The organism is Marinobacter flavimaris, from assembly GCF_045057155.1.
Lineage (GTDB): Bacteria > Pseudomonadota > Gammaproteobacteria > Pseudomonadales > Oleiphilaceae > Marinobacter > Marinobacter manganoxydans.
This window is the reverse complement of record NZ_CP171359.1, coordinates 4,441,705-4,458,944: the sequence shown is the minus strand read 5'-3', so window position 1 is coordinate 4,458,944 and position 17,240 is coordinate 4,441,705. Positions and strand designations below refer to the sequence as shown.

The 17,240-nt window shown below is 55.5% G+C and carries 15 protein-coding genes; 4 read left to right on the top strand and 11 right to left on the bottom strand.

From position 1 onward, the window contains the following. Window positions 1–45: 45 nt before the first annotated feature. The 5 genes from ACGK9W_RS20840 to typA all read right to left on the bottom strand — a co-directional run bounded on the left by ACGK9W_RS20840 (window position 46) and on the right by typA (window position 4,387). Window positions 46–315, bottom strand: a complete 270-nt coding sequence (locus ACGK9W_RS20840; RefSeq protein WP_008170887.1) for a hypothetical protein — start codon at window positions 313–315, stop codon at window positions 46–48. Between the two features lie 25 nt (window positions 316–340). Beyond that, on the bottom strand, window positions 341–463 hold the full coding sequence (locus tag ACGK9W_RS20835) for a hypothetical protein (RefSeq protein ID WP_008170889.1): 123 nt from the start codon (window positions 461–463) through the stop codon (window positions 341–343). 498 nt (window positions 464–961) lie between these two features. Next, window positions 962–1,408, bottom strand: a complete 447-nt coding sequence (dtd, locus tag ACGK9W_RS20830) for a D-aminoacyl-tRNA deacylase (RefSeq protein WP_039881843.1) — start codon at window positions 1,406–1,408, stop codon at window positions 962–964. Window positions 1,409–1,500: 92 nt separating this feature from the next. Beyond that, entirely contained in the window at window positions 1,501–2,463 is a 963-nt protein-coding gene (gene pip, locus ACGK9W_RS20825) for a prolyl aminopeptidase (RefSeq protein ID WP_273096876.1), read from the bottom strand. Window positions 2,464–2,575: 112 nt separating this feature from the next. Next, a complete protein-coding gene (typA, locus tag ACGK9W_RS20820) occupies window positions 2,576–4,387 on the bottom strand; it encodes a translational GTPase TypA (protein ID WP_008170894.1) in 1,812 nt (603 codons plus the stop codon). 560 nt (window positions 4,388–4,947) lie between these two features. Here typA and glnA point away from each other — a divergent pair. The 4 genes from glnA (at window position 4,948) to ntrC (ending at window position 9,822) form a co-directional block, all read left to right on the top strand. Beyond that, entirely contained in the window at window positions 4,948–6,351 is a 1,404-nt protein-coding gene (gene glnA / locus ACGK9W_RS20815) for a glutamate--ammonia ligase (RefSeq protein WP_014575989.1), read from the top strand. A 173-nt stretch (window positions 6,352–6,524) separates the two neighbouring features. Next, window positions 6,525–7,049: a DUF4124 domain-containing protein gene (locus ACGK9W_RS20810; RefSeq protein ID WP_008170896.1), complete on the top strand. Its 525-nt coding sequence runs from the start codon at window positions 6,525–6,527 to the stop codon at window positions 7,047–7,049. A 254-nt stretch (window positions 7,050–7,303) separates the two neighbouring features. Then, on the top strand, window positions 7,304–8,398 hold the full coding sequence (glnL, locus tag ACGK9W_RS20805; protein ID WP_008170897.1) for a nitrogen regulation protein NR(II): 1,095 nt from the start codon (window positions 7,304–7,306) through the stop codon (window positions 8,396–8,398). Further along, on the top strand, window positions 8,395–9,822 hold the full coding sequence (gene ntrC, locus ACGK9W_RS20800) for a nitrogen regulation protein NR(I) (protein ID WP_014575986.1): 1,428 nt from the start codon (window positions 8,395–8,397) through the stop codon (window positions 9,820–9,822). Before glnL ends, ntrC begins: the two co-directional genes overlap by 4 nt. 76 nt (window positions 9,823–9,898) lie before the next feature. Here ntrC and ACGK9W_RS20795 read toward each other — a convergent pair whose 3' ends face one another. The 6 genes from ACGK9W_RS20795 to ACGK9W_RS20770 all read right to left on the bottom strand — a co-directional run bounded on the left by ACGK9W_RS20795 (window position 9,899) and on the right by ACGK9W_RS20770 (window position 17,221). Further along, window positions 9,899–13,507 carry a DUF6701 domain-containing protein gene (locus tag ACGK9W_RS20795; protein WP_405418505.1) on the bottom strand — a complete coding sequence of 1,203 codons (3,609 nt, stop codon included), beginning with the start codon at window positions 13,505–13,507 and terminating at the stop codon, window positions 9,899–9,901. Window positions 13,508–14,347: 840 nt separating this feature from the next. Beyond that, a complete protein-coding gene (locus ACGK9W_RS20790) occupies window positions 14,348–15,136 on the bottom strand; it encodes a type II secretion system protein (RefSeq protein WP_273045639.1) in 789 nt (262 codons plus the stop codon). After that, on the bottom strand, window positions 15,136–15,651 hold the full coding sequence (locus ACGK9W_RS20785; RefSeq protein WP_273045641.1) for a type II secretion system protein: 516 nt from the start codon (window positions 15,649–15,651) through the stop codon (window positions 15,136–15,138). Before ACGK9W_RS20785 ends, ACGK9W_RS20790 begins: the two co-directional genes overlap by 1 nt. Further along, window positions 15,648–16,100, bottom strand: coding sequence for a Tfp pilus assembly protein FimT/FimU (locus ACGK9W_RS20780; RefSeq protein ID WP_273045642.1), 453 nt, complete (start codon window positions 16,098–16,100; stop codon window positions 15,648–15,650). Before ACGK9W_RS20780 ends, ACGK9W_RS20785 begins: the two co-directional genes overlap by 4 nt. A gap of 47 nt (window positions 16,101–16,147) precedes the next feature. Beyond that, window positions 16,148–16,645, bottom strand: a complete 498-nt coding sequence (locus ACGK9W_RS20775) for a type II secretion system protein (protein WP_273045644.1) — start codon at window positions 16,643–16,645, stop codon at window positions 16,148–16,150. Between the two features lie 42 nt (window positions 16,646–16,687). Continuing rightward, a complete protein-coding gene (locus ACGK9W_RS20770; protein WP_273045646.1) occupies window positions 16,688–17,221 on the bottom strand; it encodes a type II secretion system protein in 534 nt (177 codons plus the stop codon). Window positions 17,222–17,240: the final 19 nt, after the last annotated feature.

Here is a 17,240-nt window from a genome sequence, read left to right as displayed (position 1 = left end):
CTGAGGTCGCCGGTTTTCATACTACAGGATTAGCCGATTGGCTGATCAGAAGTAGTAAACACCACCAACGGAAGCGATAGAACGCTCGCTTTCGTCAGCAACGCCGTATACACCGTCGTCACCGCCACCGAGGTAGCCTTCGAAGTACACATACATGTGGTCAGACAGGTTGTGCAGAGCCTGGAAGGTTACGGTAGAAGTTTCAGTGTCGTTGGCGTCGTCAGCCAGGGGCGAATTCGTGGTCGTGCTAAACACCGATGGTGGAACCGTTGTCAGCGTGCTCAACTTCAGAGCTTCCGCCTTTGACGCTGTCATGGTACAGAACGTACTGGATGTTACCTTACACGGTCGGCATGGAATCCATTTTGGCTGCCAGCTCGGAAGCAGACATGGTTTCCTGGGCCAGCGCGGAGCCAGAGAACGTTGCGACTGCGATAGCAGATGCGAGGAGCGTTTTTTTCATGTTGCGCCTTCCTTTTTGAGTTAACTCAGGTTTTAGCGACGGGTTCTTATCCCGATTTTGTAAGGCTTCACCAGTCAGGCTGGATGAGGCCGATTCTGCATCACCCTATGTCAGTTTTATGACAAAGGAGTAACTTTTCTTCTTTTTCGAATAAATCTTGCAGATTCCAGATCTATACAGCTCAATCACTTATCGAACTTTCTTAAAGTTCTGGATGATGAAAATGCTTTAATACAATCATTCTCATTTTGCAAATTAACTGCAGTGCGTTTTTAGCTCTTTTGGCACCAGAAACGCAATCATTTATGCAATTTTGTGCTCGTGAGCTGCGTTACAGTTGCATATCAAATCCGAGGCCAGATTTTAACAAACCCCTTATCAACAAAACTTAGACTGAAAAAACCCTTGGATCGCAACGACTCCGAGGACATTTCCGCACCATTAAAGGCCGGCATGACCACCCGCGCACTACAATAGCGCAAATACTTATACACTCTGTTATCGAGTCTCGAGCATGAACGTGACGGGCCCGTCATTCACCAACCCGACCTTCATATCTGCGCCAAATCTGCCCTCACCCACCTTTTCCGGCCCCAAACCGGAACGTGCTTCTACCACAAACCGTTCATACAGCGTGTTGGCGGCATCCGGCCCCGCTGCAAGAGAGAAGCCCGGCCTGGTTCCGGAGGACGTATCCGCCGCCAAAGTAAACTGGGAAACAACAAGAAGGGAACCACCGATATCCAGCAGGCTACGATTCATCCGGCCAGTCTCATCGGGAAACACACGATAAGTGAGGATTTTTCGGCAAAGCTCCCTTGCCTCGTGCTCGCTATCTCCCTTTTCCACACCCAGCAACAGCAAAAGGCCTGTGTCGATCGAGGCTATCTGCTCACCGTCCACGGTAACACTGGCTTGCGACACTCGCTGGATCAATCCTTTCATTCACTGCCTTGAGGACGTTTGAACAGGCGAACATTAAGATCGGGCAAGAGTGTATCCGTGGCCATTACGGGCCGCAACCCTGAAAACGGGATTCAACCGGCACTTTTATCAGTTTTCGCCACAACCGACTCAACACCCCGAATCAGAGCATCGACAATGGCGGGCTCGGAAGCGGAGTGACCCGCATCCCGAATAATCTGGAGCTCTGCCTCGGGCCAGGCTTTACTGAGCGCCAGGGCATTATCTAACGGGCAGACCATATCGTACCGTCCGTGAATAATAATCCCGGGGATGTCCGCCAGGCGGCCTGCATCGCGAATGATCTGGTCCGGCTCGAGAAAGGCCGAATTCATGAAATAGTGGCATTCAATGCGGGCCAGGGCGATGGCCACATGAGGATGGCCAAAGTGCTCAACGACCCTCGGGTTCGGGTGCAGCGTCGCACACCTGCCCTCCCAGACCGACCAGGCCTTGGCCGCCTGGATCTGCTCCAGCTCGTTGGAACTGGTCAGCTTGCGATAGTAGGCCGAAACCATGTCAGCCCGGTCGGCTTCCGGAATCTGCGCCTCGAAGTCAGACCAGTAATCCGGGAACACCCGGCTCGCCCCCTCCTGATAAAACCAGTGAATATCCCGCGGCCGACAGAGAAAAATCCCACGAAGAACCAGTCCCGACACCCTTTCCGGATGGGCCTGGGCGTATACCAGGCTGAGAGTCGCCCCCCAACTGCCACCAAATAGAAGCCACTTGTCGATACCGAGAAACGAACGTACCACTTCCATGTCTTCAACCAGCTTGTCCGTGCTGTTGCCTTCGAGCTCTGCCAGGGGGCTGGACCGCCCGGCGCCGCGCTGATCCATCAGAATGATCCGGAATCTCTCAGCGTCGAAAAAGCGCCGATGGTAGTCTTCACAGCCGCCACCGGGGCCGCCGTGGACCACCAGGACAGGTATCCCGTCCGGGTTCCCGCTTTCCTCAACGTAGAGTTCATGGGGAGGATCAACGGCTATGCGATGCTGGGCATTGGGCTTGATTTCCGGGTAGAGGGTGAGCATGAAACGCTCCGCGTGAAGGATTTAACCGGAGTTTAGCTTAACACCATAAAAAAAGGGCCAGATGAAAGATTCATCCAGCCCTTGTTACCCATGCTCGATAAGAGCCGGGCGGTTACTTCTTGTTGGCGCGCTTGCGCTCGTTTTCGGTCAGAAGCTTCTTGCGCAGCCGGATGGACTTCGGGGTTACCTCAACCAGCTCGTCGTCATCAATAAACTCAAGCGCCTGCTCGAGGGTGAACTTGATCGGCGGCACGAGACCAATGACTTCATCCTTGCCAGAGGCGCGCATGTTGTCCAGCTTTTTGGCCTTGGTGGGGTTGACCACAAGGTCGTTGTCCCGGCTGTGAATACCACACAACTGCCCTTCATAGATTTCCTGCCCCGGATCCAGGAACAGCTTGCCACGGCTCTGAAGAGTTTCCAGAGAGTAGGTAAAAGCGGTACCCGTAGCCATGGACACGATGACACCGTTCTGGCGACTGGTTACATCGCCAACTTTGATCGGGCCGTAGTGGCTGAAAGTCGAAGTCAGAATGCCAGTACCTGAAGTCATGGTAAGGAAGGTGTTCCGGAAACCAATCAGGCCCCGGGCTGGAATGGTGTAGTCCAAACGCATCCGGCCCTTGCCATCCGGAACCATGTTGGTCAGGTCGCCCTTACGCAGCCCCATTTGCTCCATGACGGCGCCCTGATGCTGCTCCTCGATATCAACAATGACGTTCTCGTAAGGCTCCTGCTTCACGCCGTCAACTTCGCGGATAACAACTTCCGGACGGCCAACAGCCAGCTCAAAGTTCTCGCGACGCATGTTTTCAATCAGTACAGACAGATGCAACTCGCCACGACCGGATACCTTGAACTTGTCCGCGGAGTCGCCCTCTTCAACACGCAGCGCCACATTGTGCAGCAGCTCCTTTTCAAGGCGCTCCTTGATGTTCCGGCTGGTGACGTACTTGCCTTCCTTGCCGGCAAAAGGCGAATCGTTGACCTGGAAGGTCATGGACACGGTCGGCTCATCCACCGTCAGTGCCGGCAGAGCTTCAACGTTGGCCTGATCACAAAGAGTGTCAGAGATAAACAGCTCGTCCATGCCACTGACACAGACGATGTCGCCAGCCTGAGCTTCTTCGACTTCAACACGCTGAAGACCGGAATGTCCCATGATCTTGAGGATACGGCCGTTACGCTTCTTGCCGTTGGCGCCAATGGCGGTTACCGGCGAATTGGTCTTGACCTTACCGCGCATGATACGACCAATACCGATCACACCGAGGAAGCTGTTGTAGTCCAGCTGGGAGATCTGCATCTGGAACGGGCCGTCCGGATCAACATTCGGAGCTGGCACATGATCAACAATCGCCTGGAACACGGCATCCATGTTGTCATCCAGGTTTTCGTGATCCATCCCGGCAATGCCGTTCAGAGCGCTGGCAAACACAATCGGGAAGTCCAGCTGCTCATCAGTGGCTCCCAGGTTGTCAAACAGGTCGAATACCTGGTCCACGACCCAGTCTGGACGAGCGCCGGGACGGTCAATCTTGTTAACCACGACGATCGGGCGCAGGCCCGCGGCAAATGCCTTCTGGGTAACAAACCGGGTCTGAGGCATGGGGCCGTCAATGGAATCAACCACCAGCAGCACGCAATCGACCATGCTCATGACTCGCTCAACCTCACCGCCGAAATCAGCGTGGCCCGGGGTGTCCACAATATTGATATCGTAGTCGTTCCATTTCAGGGCCGTGTTCTTGGCCAGAATGGTAATGCCCCGTTCTTTTTCCTGATCGTTGGAATCCATGACCCGCTCGCTATCGAGCTCCTTCCGATCCAGGGTGCCGGATTGGCGCAAGAGCTGGTCTACGAGGGTAGTCTTACCATGGTCAACGTGGGCGATGATGGCGATATTACGAAGTTTTTCAATCACAAAAATATTCCTGCGGCATGCACTCAATGACCTGAGAAGGTCTATCGCAGGGAGAATCCCAGCACATGCCGTCTCAAATCCGTAAAATGAACTCATTCACCGGAGCTGGCTGCCCGGCACCCTGCATGGTGCTTTCCGATCCACGATCAAGAAATGACAGGGTAAAAGATGAAGCGGCGCGCAGTATAGCGAAAAGTCGGTGTCGTTAATATGAAGAAAAACGCCTATTCTATATTCGGAACGGATGCACCTGATCAGGGCAAAAATCCAATAAACGCACCAACAAGGTGCACCATTTGAGTGCAGGTTTTCGCCACAGGGCGAGCATTCTCGTTCCAATATGCCCCAAACCCTTGCAGTTGCGCTGTTCTGGAGCATGCCCTAAAAATTGGCAAGCGCCTTGCTTTATCGAAATCAGCCGAAATTTACAGGTAAGACGCAACAGCATTTGCTAAGCTGCGCGAACCTGAGAAACAGATCGGAACCCGTTAGCCCGGGCGATCCGGCGCCACGAACATGAATACAGCCGCCTGTGCGGTATAACTTACGGAGCATGCACAATGTCCAAGACAGTTGATTTGATCAAAGAACACGAAGTCAAATGGGTTGACCTGCGCTTCACTGACAGCCGCGGTAAAGAGCAGCACGTAACACTGCCTGCCACCGAAGTAGATGAAGACTTTTTCGCAGACGGCAAAATGTTTGACGGCTCCTCTATTGCGGGCTGGAAAGGCATCAACGAATCCGACATGATCCTGATGCCGGACGACGAGACCTCTGTACTCGATCCGTTCACCGAAGAAACCACCGTGAACATCACCTGCAACATCGTAGAGCCTTCTACCATGCAGGGTTACGAGCGTGATCCGCGCTCTGTTGCCCGTCGTGCAGAAGAATACCTCAAGTCCACCGGCATCGCCGACGGCGCGCTGTTCGGCCCGGAGCCGGAATTCTTCGTGTTTGACTCCGTAAAGTGGAACGTAGACATGCAGGGCGCGATGTACCACATCCACTCTGAAGAAGCTGCCTGGGTTTCCGGCGAAGATTTCGACCGCAACAACATCGGTCACCGCCCGGGCGTAAAAGGCGGCTACTTCCCGGTTCCCCCGGTTGATAGCCTGCACGACCTGCGTGGCGCCATGTGTGCCGCCATGGAATCCATGGGCCTGGACATCGAAGTACACCACCACGAAGTCGGCACCGCCGGCCAGTGTGAAATCGGTGTTGGCGCCAACACGCTGACCAAAAAGGCTGACGAAGTTCAGATCCTCAAGTACTGCGTGCACAACGTTGCTCATGCCTATGGCAAGACTGCCACCTTCATGCCCAAGCCGGTTGTCGGCGACAACGGTTCCGGCATGCATGTTCACATGTCCCTGAGCAAAGACGGCAAGAACCTGTTCGCCGGTGACAGCTACGCTGGCCTGAGCGAAGCCGCTCTGTACTACATTGGTGGTGTTATCAAGCACGCCAAGGCCATCAACGCCTTCACCAACAGCTCCACCAACTCATACAAGCGTCTGGTTCCGGGCTTCGAAGCGCCGGTTATGCTGGCCTACTCTGCCCGTAACCGCTCAGCGTCTATCCGGATCCCGTACGTGAACAGCCCGAAGGCGCGTCGTATCGAAGTTCGCTTCCCTGACCCGTCTGCCAACCCGTACCTGGCCTTCGCAGCACTGATGATGGCCGGCCTGGACGGCATCCAGAACAAGATCCACCCTGGCGACGCCATGGACAAGGATCTGTACGACCTGCCGAAGGAAGAGGCCCTGAGCATCCCGACGGTTGCCGAGACTCTGTCCGAAGCTCTGGACTGCCTGGAAGCAGACCACGAGTTCCTGACTCGCGGCGGCGTATTCACCGAAGACATGATCGCAGGCTACGTTGGCCTGAAGCGTGGTGAAGTCGAGAAGCTGAACATGACGACCCACCCGATCGAGTTCGATCTGTACTACTCCTGCTAATAACCTCTTCCCAGAGGTTCAGCAGACAAGCCCCGCCCCGTGCGGGGCTTTTTTGTGAGCGAAAGCACAGTGCCTGCAGCCCTTAACGATATGTAACCAACATCCGGGCGACAGGCGTTGAAAACGCCCCGGGCCCCGCCGATAATCGGGGAAACCCAATAACAGGTGAGCTTATGAATCCAAAGTCTGGATTGTGTGCCGGCCTTCTGTTTTTTCTGGTAACTCCGGTTTTTGCCGAGGTTTACCGCAATGTCGATTCCTACGGCAACGTGACCTACTCTGACGAGCCCAGCGAAGGCTCTGAAACGGTAGAGGTCAAGCCGGTCACCACAATCACCCTGCCCAAGCCAGAGGTGGTCCAGGAAACCGACAAGCTCCGGGAAGAAGTTCAGCGGGAAGGCGCTGCCTACGAAAGCGTTTCTTTCGCCTATCCGGATAACAACCAGGCGTTCCACAGTGGCAGCGGCGATGTTCAGTTCGAAGTTCGCAGCACCCCTGGCCTGCAGCCAGGCCACAAATACGAGGTGACCCTCGACGGCCAGCCTGTCGGTCAGAGCTCCTCCGGCTCGATTACCGTCAACAACGTGTTCCGTGGAACCCATGAAGCTCGCGCACACATCGTGGATGAAAACGGGGTTCAGGTGAAAACCGGCTCTCCGATCACATTTACTGTTCACCGCCCTTCCGCTTTGAACTGACCCTGCCACCCTGGCTGCGCGCACTATTGTGGTGCGCGCGCACCAGAAAAAAGCCATACTCTGATCAGCAACGGGGCGAATATACCGGGCTGTTCAGAGGCATGCTCCCGATTTGCACCAGCTTACGGCACTTTTCAGCGCCAATAGGCCCCTCTGCCCGCACTTTGCCCACTCATTTGTGAACCTGGCTCAAAGTGGTTCGCTTTTTGCAAAACTCCGGAAGTCACTTTATGTCGAACCAACGGGATTCACGCATGGCACTGCCCTCGGCCCATCAAACGGGATACAAGAGCATTCTCGACAGCCTTACCACGGCTGTTCTGGTGCTCGAGGATAGCCTGGCTATCCAGTACCTCAACCCGGCCGCAGAAAGCCTGTTCGAAACCAGCATGACCCGCAGCCAGGGCCAACCTTTCCAGGATATTCTGGTCGAATCCGAAGACGCCCTGAAAACCCTTTTCGCCGCCGTTCGGAACGGGCAATCCTACACTCGCAGAGAAGCTGAGTTTCTGCTCACGAGCGGTTCACGGCTTACGGTGGATTATTCCGTAACGCCTATCAGCCTGGAGCCGACGGAATTGCTGATCGAAATCCAGCCCAGGGACAGGCTGATGCGGATCAGCCGTGAGGAAGACATCATCTCCCAGCAGGAGACCACCCGTATCCTGGTGCGGGGCATGGCCCACGAGATCAAGAATCCGCTGGGCGGCATCCGTGGCGCGGCCCAGCTGCTTGATCGTGAACTCAGCAGTGAAGACCAGCGGGAATACACCCGGGTCATCATTGACGAGGCAGACCGCCTCAGAAGCCTTGTTGACCGGATGCTGGGCCCCAACAAGGCACTGAAGCTGGCGCCGACCAACATCCATGAAATACTGGAAAGAGTTGGCACACTGCTCGAGGCTGAGAGCAAAGGGCGACTGAATTTCAAACGGGATTACGACCCCAGCATTCCGGAGTTCAAGGGTGACAAGGAACAACTGATCCAGGCGTTTCTAAACATCGCCCGGAACGCAATGGAAGCGGCCTTCGAAAACCAGGCGGGGCATAGTTCCGAGGAACCGCCGACTATTACCTTCCGCACCCGCACCCTGCGTCAGTTCACCATTGGCAACCGCCGCCACAAACTGGTGTGTCGGGTCGACGTGATCGACAACGGACCCGGAATTCCGCCGGAGCTGGTGCAGAACATTTTCTATCCGATGATCAGTGGCCGTGCCAGTGGCACCGGTCTGGGGCTTTCCATCACCCAGAGCATCATCGGTCAACACCGCGGACTGGTTGAATGCGAAAGCGAACCAGGCCGAACCGACTTCATCATCTTCCTGCCTCTGGAGGACACCCCATGAGCCAACCGGCGAACGTCTGGATCATAGACGACGACCGCAGTATTCGCTGGGTGCTGGAGCGCGCCCTTAACCAGGCCGGTATGCAGCCCCGAGTTTTTGACAGTGGTGAAAGCATCATGATGCGGCTGGAGCACGAACAGCCGGATGCCATCGTCAGCGATATCCGCATGCCCGGCGTTGACGGCATCACCCTGCTTTCCCAGATTGTGGACGTTCACCCGGACGTGCCCGTGATCATAATGACCGCCCACTCGGACCTCGAGAGCGCGGTGACCAGCTACCAGACCGGCGCGTTTGAATACCTTCCCAAGCCCTTCGATGTGGATGACGCCGTGGCGCTGGTCAAACGCGCTGTGGCCCATAGCCACGAGAAGCGGGCCAGTGGTGAGCCTCAGGCCGAGATGGCCCAGCGAAACGCCGAAATTATTGGTGAAGCACCGGCCATGCAGGAAGTTTTCCGCGCCATTGGCAGGCTGTCCCACTCCAATATTACCGTGCTGATCAACGGCGAGAGCGGCACAGGCAAGGAGCTGGTGGCTCAGGCACTGCATAACCACAGCCCCAGGGCCAACCACCCGTTCATTGCCCTGAACATGGCCGCTATTCCAAAGGACCTGATTGAATCCGAACTGTTTGGCCACGAAAAAGGCGCCTTTACCGGTGCCGGCGCCGCCCGACAGGGTCGTTTTGAACAGGCCAACGGCGGCACCCTTTTCCTCGATGAAATCGGCGACATGCCCGCGGACACCCAGACCCGACTATTGCGGGTTCTGGCCGATGGCGAGTTCTACCGCGTAGGTGGCACCACCCCGATAAAGGTGGATGTGCGCATCATCGCGGCAACGCACCAGGATCTGGAAAAGCTGGTCCAGGCGGGCACCTTCCGTGAAGACCTCTTCCACCGCCTGAACGTTATTCGCGTGCATCTGCCAAAGCTGGCCGAGCGGCGGGAAGACATCCCCCGCCTGATGCAGCACTTCCTGAAACGGGCCGCAAAAGAGCTGGCCGTAGAGCCGAAGATCCTGCGTGAAGAAGCGGAAGAATACCTGACCACCCTGCCCTGGCCGGGCAACGTCCGCCAGCTGGAGAACACCTGCCGCTGGCTGACCGTCATGGCCAGCGGTCGCGAGATCCACATTGATGACTTGCCCCCGGAATTGCTGCACCAGGCAGAAACACCGACCACCGGGACAACCTGGCAGGAAGGCCTGAAAAACTGGGCCGAACAGGAACTCAAGCGGGGCAAGAAAGGCATTCTCGATACGGCCGTGCCCGAGTTCGAGAAAATCATGATCGAGACCGCCCTGAAGCACACCGGCGGCAGACGCCGTGATGCGTCAATACTTCTGGGCTGGGGACGGAATACGCTGACCCGGAAGATCAACGAACTGGGGATGGACCATCCGGAACACGAAGACGACTGACGATTGGCGAACCGCCGGGGTTCGTTGTTGTTTTGGGGTCAGATGAAACTTTCATCTGACCCCTTTTTTTACATCGTTAGTTCAGCACTTCCTGCCAGTAGATGATGCGGTCGTTGCCACGGTAAACGCCGAAAGTCGCCAAGGCCGACGGGTTTACCAGGTCGTTCGGGAGACCATCATCCCAAAAGTCTCTCAACCAGACAGGAGTTTCCATTTCCACGACAATGCCTCGATTACCGGGTGCCTCTGATTTACCCTCACCGGGCGCTGACAGCACCAATCTGTCGCCGAGAGGAACCAAGCCTGCCAGCATTTGGCCATCCACCACAGTCGAAACACTGGTATCCCCGTCGTTAAGTGCCGAGTCGGAAAAATCCAGATCTCCGTCCCCTGGCAAATTGAACACCCAGCAACTCTCATCCGCATTGATAACAAACCGGTTGCCGTCGAAAAACTGAGCAAACAGTGGAACTGTCAGCGGCAGGGTTTCCGGGCCGTACGCATTTTCAAGAGCAATGCGTCCATAGCGAAGATCAAAGCCAAAGTTCGGCTGCAGAGACAGCGCGGGCTGAGTAGAACTGATGCCGTCCAGATCCGTCACCCCATTGAGCGTAATTCGATAGTCGGGAACAAAAGGAGCGACCAGGGATGCGGGTTCTTTCAGATAGCGGACTACATCTGCGCCACTGAAGGTAAATCGCATAACTCCTGGTGCAAACACCGAGCGAGCCATCGGATCAAGCGTTGCGACTACCGGAAGCAGCGCTCCCTCAGTTCCTGAGGCTAGCTCGTCTGCAACGGAGGGCAGCCGGTCAATCCCGCTGCCATCCAACCTCAGGAAACTGCCTGATGTATAGTTTCGGGTTACTGTTCCACCAACCGCAAGAGCCTCGACCTCAAGTAGAGGTTCCGAACCGGGTGACCAGCCAAGATCCTGGCCGATGTAGGCAAAGCTGTTTGCGGCTGAGCAGTAGGGTTCCACGTCGCCCGCATCGACGATCTGCATGTCAAAGTCTGCCGGGGCAAACCGACCGACGTTGGCAACTGCGTTCCCGAGAACATTTTCAGTGCCAAGGTAAGCCCCGCTTACAAGGGACGGCTCCAGGCTGATAATGCCAACCTCTGGCCATTCGAAATCGCCGCATGCAGTTCCGTTGTTCCCGGGCCCAGGGTCGCCATTGCAGTCCTCTCCAAAATTCCTGAAAGATCCGCCGAGCGGTGGCAAGAATCCACCAACAGGAGCAACCAGTGAAGGTGTTAGCTCGACTCCTTCGGGCGCGGACTCTCTGCCAAAATTCGGCGTAATATCATCGTCCACATTCCTCGCCGAGACCGTCACTGGAAATGGCTCTCCCGCGCTACGGAACACGTTCCCCTCTGCCACGCCAGTAGCCGCCGGATTCCCCGGAATATCCAGACTGAAATAGGCCGGCCTGGCAACAAAGCTTCCATTACCGGTCATTACGAGCCCTGCGCTCTCTCCACTGCCTTCATGGCGCGCATTCAGGGTAATTCGCCCAACGTCCGGATATCTGAGCTCCAAGTCAGCCACACCGACACTGTCGAACTGTAGACTTCGTGCACTTCCGGGGGCGGATGTTGAAAGTGCGCTGCCATCGACGGAAACAGCCAAGGTTCCGCTGGATGGGTTGCTGTATTGAGACCACAGCGAAACCTCTTTTGTCTCATCAGAGAAGCCGGGCACGCAGCGTTCGCTTTCGTCGTCCTTGCGAACGGCCGTGATCTTTGCACTGACCAAAGATCCAGAGACATGATCCGGCACGTCAACCACGAAGCCGGAATCAAGGAACGTAAGCTCACAGGTCTCCACACTACCGCTGAAACAACGCGTGGGGTTCTGGGCCGATGGGGCGGCACTTGCCTCCAGGGTGACCGTGTTTGGTTGAGTGACACTCAACTGAACATCGGTCTGACCGTTAACCGTCACCGGGTTAGGCACCCAGTTGTTCGCGGGGGAACTGAATGTCACCTCTACAGGATCACTGAATAGTGTTGAACAATCGTCGTTGGCGCAAGCCTCGACAGTTACTTCCGCCGGCGAGCAAGTAAGCCCCTGTCCCGGGTGAGTCAGTCGAATATGATTGGGACCGAAACCGGAACAGGGAAACGCCCGATTCATTTCAGCCATAATCTCCGCTTCCGTGAGGGCAACCCCGAAAATTCGGAACTCATCAATGCCCCCTTGCCAGCGCTGACCCTTCGCGCCGAAACCGACCTCAAGCCGTTCCACACCAGCGAGGGCCCCCGTTCCCCCGGTACCCTGAGTACCGGATGTGCCGACTTGGGAACCATTGACAAACACTTTGATTTCACCATCGGTAGTCCAGGTCATGGCTATGTGCTGCCACTGGTTCTGGACCATCTGACCAGAGACTGTCTCGACCTGACGACACTCCTGGTTCAGATTACACTCGTCAGTGAAGACACTGGCTTTGATGACATTGCTGCCGTTGCCAAAAAAACCCTGGGTGTCATAGCGGAGTCCAAGCCGGTTATCCCGGCCTCCACTGGGATCATCGGTAAAGAAAATCCCCCGGTCATTCCCTGACAGAGAGGCTGTGTTGTATACCCAGGCCATGACAGTGATGGCTTCAAGCCCATTGAGGTAATCGCCGGCGTCGGAATCAATGATTCGATCGTTCGTGCCGTCAAAGTCGCCGTAGCGGCAGGTTCCGGGATTTCCGGGAATTGCGGGGCTTTCTATCGACGTTGCTAACCCGCCAAACGACGTGCCGTGGCGATTATTGCCGCTGGTATCAAGAATTTCACCGGCCGTTCCGTTCAGGCCCGTCTGCTCCATCCGATATTCTAGCAAGGGACCGGGAGAGCAGCGCACAACATCCCTCCAACGGGCGCCTACAGCCACCTGGCCAATTTCAAAAGCATCGCTTCCAGACAGGTTCTCCGAGCGGAAGCCAACAGAAGAAACTTCACTGACCCGATTATTGGGTGAAAGGTTGCGCTCGGCAGACGGATTGGGCGGCGGATTAACGTTGCATTCGGGATTGACCCACAGTTTCGCACTGTTGAAAAAATTGTCTGTGCTCTTGGAATACTGAGCAACAAGAAGGTAGGTCTCGCCGGGCACAATGTCGGTCGAGTAGTCAGCATTCTGATCAAGGCGGACAAAGAAATCGTCGGTACCGGAGCCGCCCTCGTTCACTTTCAGTCCAAATTGTGGCGATGCCCCGAACGAAGGTCGTTCTATCCAGAATCCGACAAAATCATTGTTGGTGGGATCCCCGGTGAAACGCACCAGCATACTCAGGAAAAGGGTGTCACCGCTGAACGTTTCATTCAGAGGCCGAGAGGCAATTTCGTCGTTATTACCGACTATTTCGAGTGTCGTGGCTGAACGGATTCTCCGCCCTTCTGAATCCACGAACTCCAGAGGGTTGGCACTGGTATCGATGACGGACTGCCCTGCGGCACCCTGCCAGGGGCCGCCCCAGTTTGAGCCACCGTTATTGCCGGCAACCGAAGCGCCTGGGGGGTATGACTCGAAGTTGTCGAAGACGGCGAGGTTTCCGGCGAGAGGAATCTCACACAATCCCAAAAGACGTTCCTCATCCAACCATTGGGTCGGTGCATCTATCGGGTTATTGCCAATACTGATCGCTCCGGCAGCAGCCAGGGAACCGGAAAAGAGATTATTATTGGCCACGCTGATTGATCCAGCCGCATAGATGAATCCATTTACCTCTATTCTCTTAGCGGCAGCATTTGAATTCGTTGGTGCCGAAAAGGACCCGTTAACGATTATGAGCAGTTGACTGGGCTCGCCTGCTTGATTGACCTTGACGCCTTCGCCAAACGTTAGGCTACCGTCGACAAAGATCGTTACCTCTGCACCGGGCGCCAGTTCGAGGGAATAGTTTGTTAGTGTACTTCCCTCAAATACGTACTCACCCGAATCCAACTGTCCGCCGTTTGCAGGCCATGCCTCTGCACCCAAAGTCCTTCCAGTGAGATCCAGTCCGTCAGCACCAAGATTCGGGTTTATATTATCAGTGATCCCCTGCGGAAATATCTCACCGCACTGAGCCGCAAGAGCGAGTGAAGGTAAGCAAAAGAGACTCAGCGTAAGGAGCACAATAATTCGTAAAGGCATCATCACTGAACTCGCACCTCCACAGCTCTGGTTGCAGCGTCTGCTCCATTCCCGCAGGACCCAGTGCTGGCCAATGTGAATACTCCACTCGCACTATCGAATGCACAATCAAATGTTGCCGAGCAACCAGCAAGGCCGGAAGAGCTGAATGCGGTCACTGGCAAGGGACAGGAGGGTGTAATTCCATTATCGATTTCGTCAAAAATAGACTGGATCCTTACTTGGGCCCCACTCTCGGCCGCAAAGAATGCCCTCTGCGACTGAATCTGCAAACTCACAGCCTCACCTGTGCTCTGCTGCAGTTGAGCCATCCCGAAGACCAGCAACGCCAGCACAGTTATAACAAAGAGCGCGATCGGCAGACCCGCGCCACTTTGGTTTCGGAAACAGCCTTTAGGGGACATTTCTTACCTGCACCTCCTGAGTGACAAGCGTGGTTTCGCCGCTTTGCGGATCCACCAGCTGAAAGGCAAAACTGACCACTGCTGCCCGCTGCAAAGACGGTGGCGTAACCCTGAACTCTACCGAGCCCGGTTCGACGTTGGCACCAAGCACGGCACCGGTTCCTGATGCCATCAGGGTTGACTGGTCTGGCTGACCGCTGCCATGGGAATAGCCACTGAATCGGTACAGGCGATCGGTGTTCTGGCAGATACTGACGCGATTACCCACCACGAAGATGCGCTTCTCTGGCGAACGCTCTCTGAATCGGTGGCTCGCTGTGCCAGAAAAATTGAGGGCAGTATCACCTGCTGAAACCGGATCGATAGGTGGTGAGACCGGCCCGGGATTCAAATTATCGTAAAGCGCAGACTGGCCCGATCCATAGCCGTACACAATCGCTCTCAAGCCACCATCAATGGCTCTTCCAAAGGGTGAAATCGTTACCTCGTCAAAATCCGGGCCAGTCGTCAGCTGCTCGTAGCGGGTTGCTGCGACGATCGGCAGCCACTCGAGACATGGACCATTGGAGCGAACGGACAAGGGAAAAGCTTCCCGCACCTCTCGAGAAATCTGCTCGCTGATCACCACACTTTGCAATGCTCTCTGCTGACGGCTACTAACATCCAGCGCACCTCGGGTTGAAAGCGCCACAAACTGCACGGAGATGGTTGCGACGATGGCCAGAAGCACAATCACAATAACCAGTTCAATGAGAGTAAAACCAGAGGAGCGACTCATCAGAAGTTACCCCGATAAGCGCTGAACACATAGTCCTGGCCGGAGGGATCGGTGATGGTAATGTCTATTCTTTTGGCCTCAAAACCGCTCAGGCTAACATCACCACCAGCGCAGCTCACCGTGATGACGACCTCGAATCCGCTATAGCCAGCCAGTTGCTGCGCCTCGCCATTCTCGGGCGGACTATCCTGCAGATTGTTGTAATCATCCACATCGTCGAAGGTTTCCCGGGATTCGGCGCCTTCCGGGCCAACTGAACCACAGTCTGCTTCCGCCGAGGTGACGGCCCCGCCGCCATTGGGTGAGGCCTCGGCAAAACGACGGGCCAGGATCTCGTCGATATAAAGCTGAGCCAGGGCCACAGCCCGAGTCTGGTTCAGCGGATCGGCACTTCGGCCGGCAATCAGGGAAAATGCACCGACAACACCGGCAATGGCAACACTGATAATGACAATCGTCATCACCAGCTCCACGAGGGTTGCTCCATGCTGGCCATTGCCACCGCGACGCTTCAACAGCCACCTCCATAAACCGCGCCGAGAGAACTCAGGCATACGGTAAAGGTGCTGTTGCCAGAAAAAGTAAAAAGGACATCGCCTGATGTATCGGGACGTCCCAGATCACTAAAACTAATAGGGAAGGATGCGCCAGAAACCGAAAGCCCGGTGCCATTTCGGCTCATACGGAACTCACGCTCGGAAGGCGTGCCCGGGCCCACGGTGAACACGAAATCATCGGCGCCCTGTGTTACTGAGAGTGAGCCTGCCTCATTACCCGCCAGCGCTGCCTGTTGGGCAAGCAGCGTGGCGGAGGCAAGTTGCTGGCTTGCCAGAAGGGGCGAGAAAGCAGAACGGCTGGCAAACAGGCCGACACCTACCGCCGCTAGAATGCCAATAAGAATGACAACAGCGATCAGTTCAACGAGCGTGAATCCTTGAACTTGTTCGACCGTCGCTACACGCATTGAACATCTCGTTATGATGAGCTTTTTCGTCCCTACTTGTTCTTCGATTAGCAGTCTTCAATTACGCGGTTGTCAATTGTGCCATCAGCTTGATCGTAGTCGAAAGAGCATTCTCCCGCTGTTCCGTCGCCGTCACGATCAATTCCAACGCTATCCGTCGGAGTTATGGTCGCAACGCCAGAGTTCGCAGCGCCGATTGTATAATCATTGGCATCAAGTTGCGCTGCCGCGCCGATCCCGCCCGTGGCAGCAGTAGGGAAACCATTTCCAGACGTAGAGTTGTCGATCGCTACGGTTACACCATCGAGAACCACAGTCGCAGCGCCGTCACCATTCGCCAGCCAGCGTGAGTGAGCGATAGATGAGGCCGACTTCACAGCTCCAATTGCCCCATCAAGGCTCGCAACTCTAGCCTCATTACCAAAATCCGCAAACCGCGGCAAAGCAAACGCCGCCAGGATGCCCAGAATTACAATCACCATAACCAGTTCGATCAGGGTGAAGCCTTTTTCTTTTCTTGCCGCAATGGCTGTCATCGCTTTCATGGTAATACTCCGTTTTCGATTGTCTGTAGGTATTAAGGTTTATCAGTTGATGGTTGTTGTCACTTCACCTGTATCCGCGTCGTACTCAATTGAGCTACCCAAACCATCCAGTTCATAGGTAAATACACAATCATCGCCGCCACCAACACCATCGGCGTCGCCCTGCACCGAAGTGGTATAATCCGTAGTACCGCTCTCACTGACACTCGGCGCATTCGCCTGCATCACGCCCTCCCAGACCTGGATACAGCGGGCTGGAACCATATTCGGATCGTTACTACCACCTGTAGCGGTAGGCCAGCCCTCGGAGCTCACGTCAACCAATCCATTACCAAAATCTTCAACATCATCCTGATCAGACGCGTTTCCGTTGGACACCCACTGCGTTTTCGCAAGTGCCACTCCAGCCGCAAGCGCACCGGCTGTTCCTTTTATGCTTGAACGATGCGCCTGCTCCGAAAGCTGCGCAAACCGCGGCAACGCAAACGCTGCCAATATCCCCAGGATGGCAATCACCACCACCAGCTCAATAAGAGTAAAACCTTTCTGTTTTTGCCTGCTGTCGTACTGCATCATTCGTCGGCCTCTTTCAGAT

Bases quoted from the DNA above. Each gene is read 5' to 3' on its own strand.
- ACGK9W_RS20790 (WP_273045639.1), bottom strand. From the start codon at position 15,136: ATGAGTCGCTCCTCTGGTTTTACTCTCATTGAACTGGTTATTGTGATT.
- ACGK9W_RS20840 (WP_008170887.1), bottom strand. From the start codon at position 315: ATGACAGCGTCAAAGGCGGAAGCTCTGAAGTTGAGCACGCTGACAACG.
- ACGK9W_RS20770 (WP_273045646.1), bottom strand. From the start codon at position 17,221: ATGATGCAGTACGACAGCAGGCAAAAACAGAAAGGTTTTACTCTTATT.
- ntrC (WP_014575986.1), top strand. From the start codon at position 8,395: ATGAGCCAACCGGCGAACGTCTGGATCATAGACGACGACCGCAGTATT.
- ACGK9W_RS20810 (WP_008170896.1), top strand. From the start codon at position 6,525: ATGAATCCAAAGTCTGGATTGTGTGCCGGCCTTCTGTTTTTTCTGGTA.
- ACGK9W_RS20775 (WP_273045644.1), bottom strand. From the start codon at position 16,645: ATGAAAGCGATGACAGCCATTGCGGCAAGAAAAGAAAAAGGCTTCACC.
- ACGK9W_RS20835 (WP_008170889.1), bottom strand. From the start codon at position 463: ATGAAAAAAACGCTCCTCGCATCTGCTATCGCAGTCGCAACGTTCTCT.
- pip (WP_273096876.1), bottom strand. From the start codon at position 2,463: ATGCTCACCCTCTACCCGGAAATCAAGCCCAATGCCCAGCATCGCATA.
- glnA (WP_014575989.1), top strand. From the start codon at position 4,948: ATGTCCAAGACAGTTGATTTGATCAAAGAACACGAAGTCAAATGGGTT.
- dtd (WP_039881843.1), bottom strand. From the start codon at position 1,408: ATGAAAGGATTGATCCAGCGAGTGTCGCAAGCCAGTGTTACCGTGGAC.
- glnL (WP_008170897.1), top strand. From the start codon at position 7,304: ATGGCACTGCCCTCGGCCCATCAAACGGGATACAAGAGCATTCTCGAC.
- ACGK9W_RS20780 (WP_273045642.1), bottom strand. From the start codon at position 16,100: ATGCGTGTAGCGACGGTCGAACAAGTTCAAGGATTCACGCTCGTTGAA.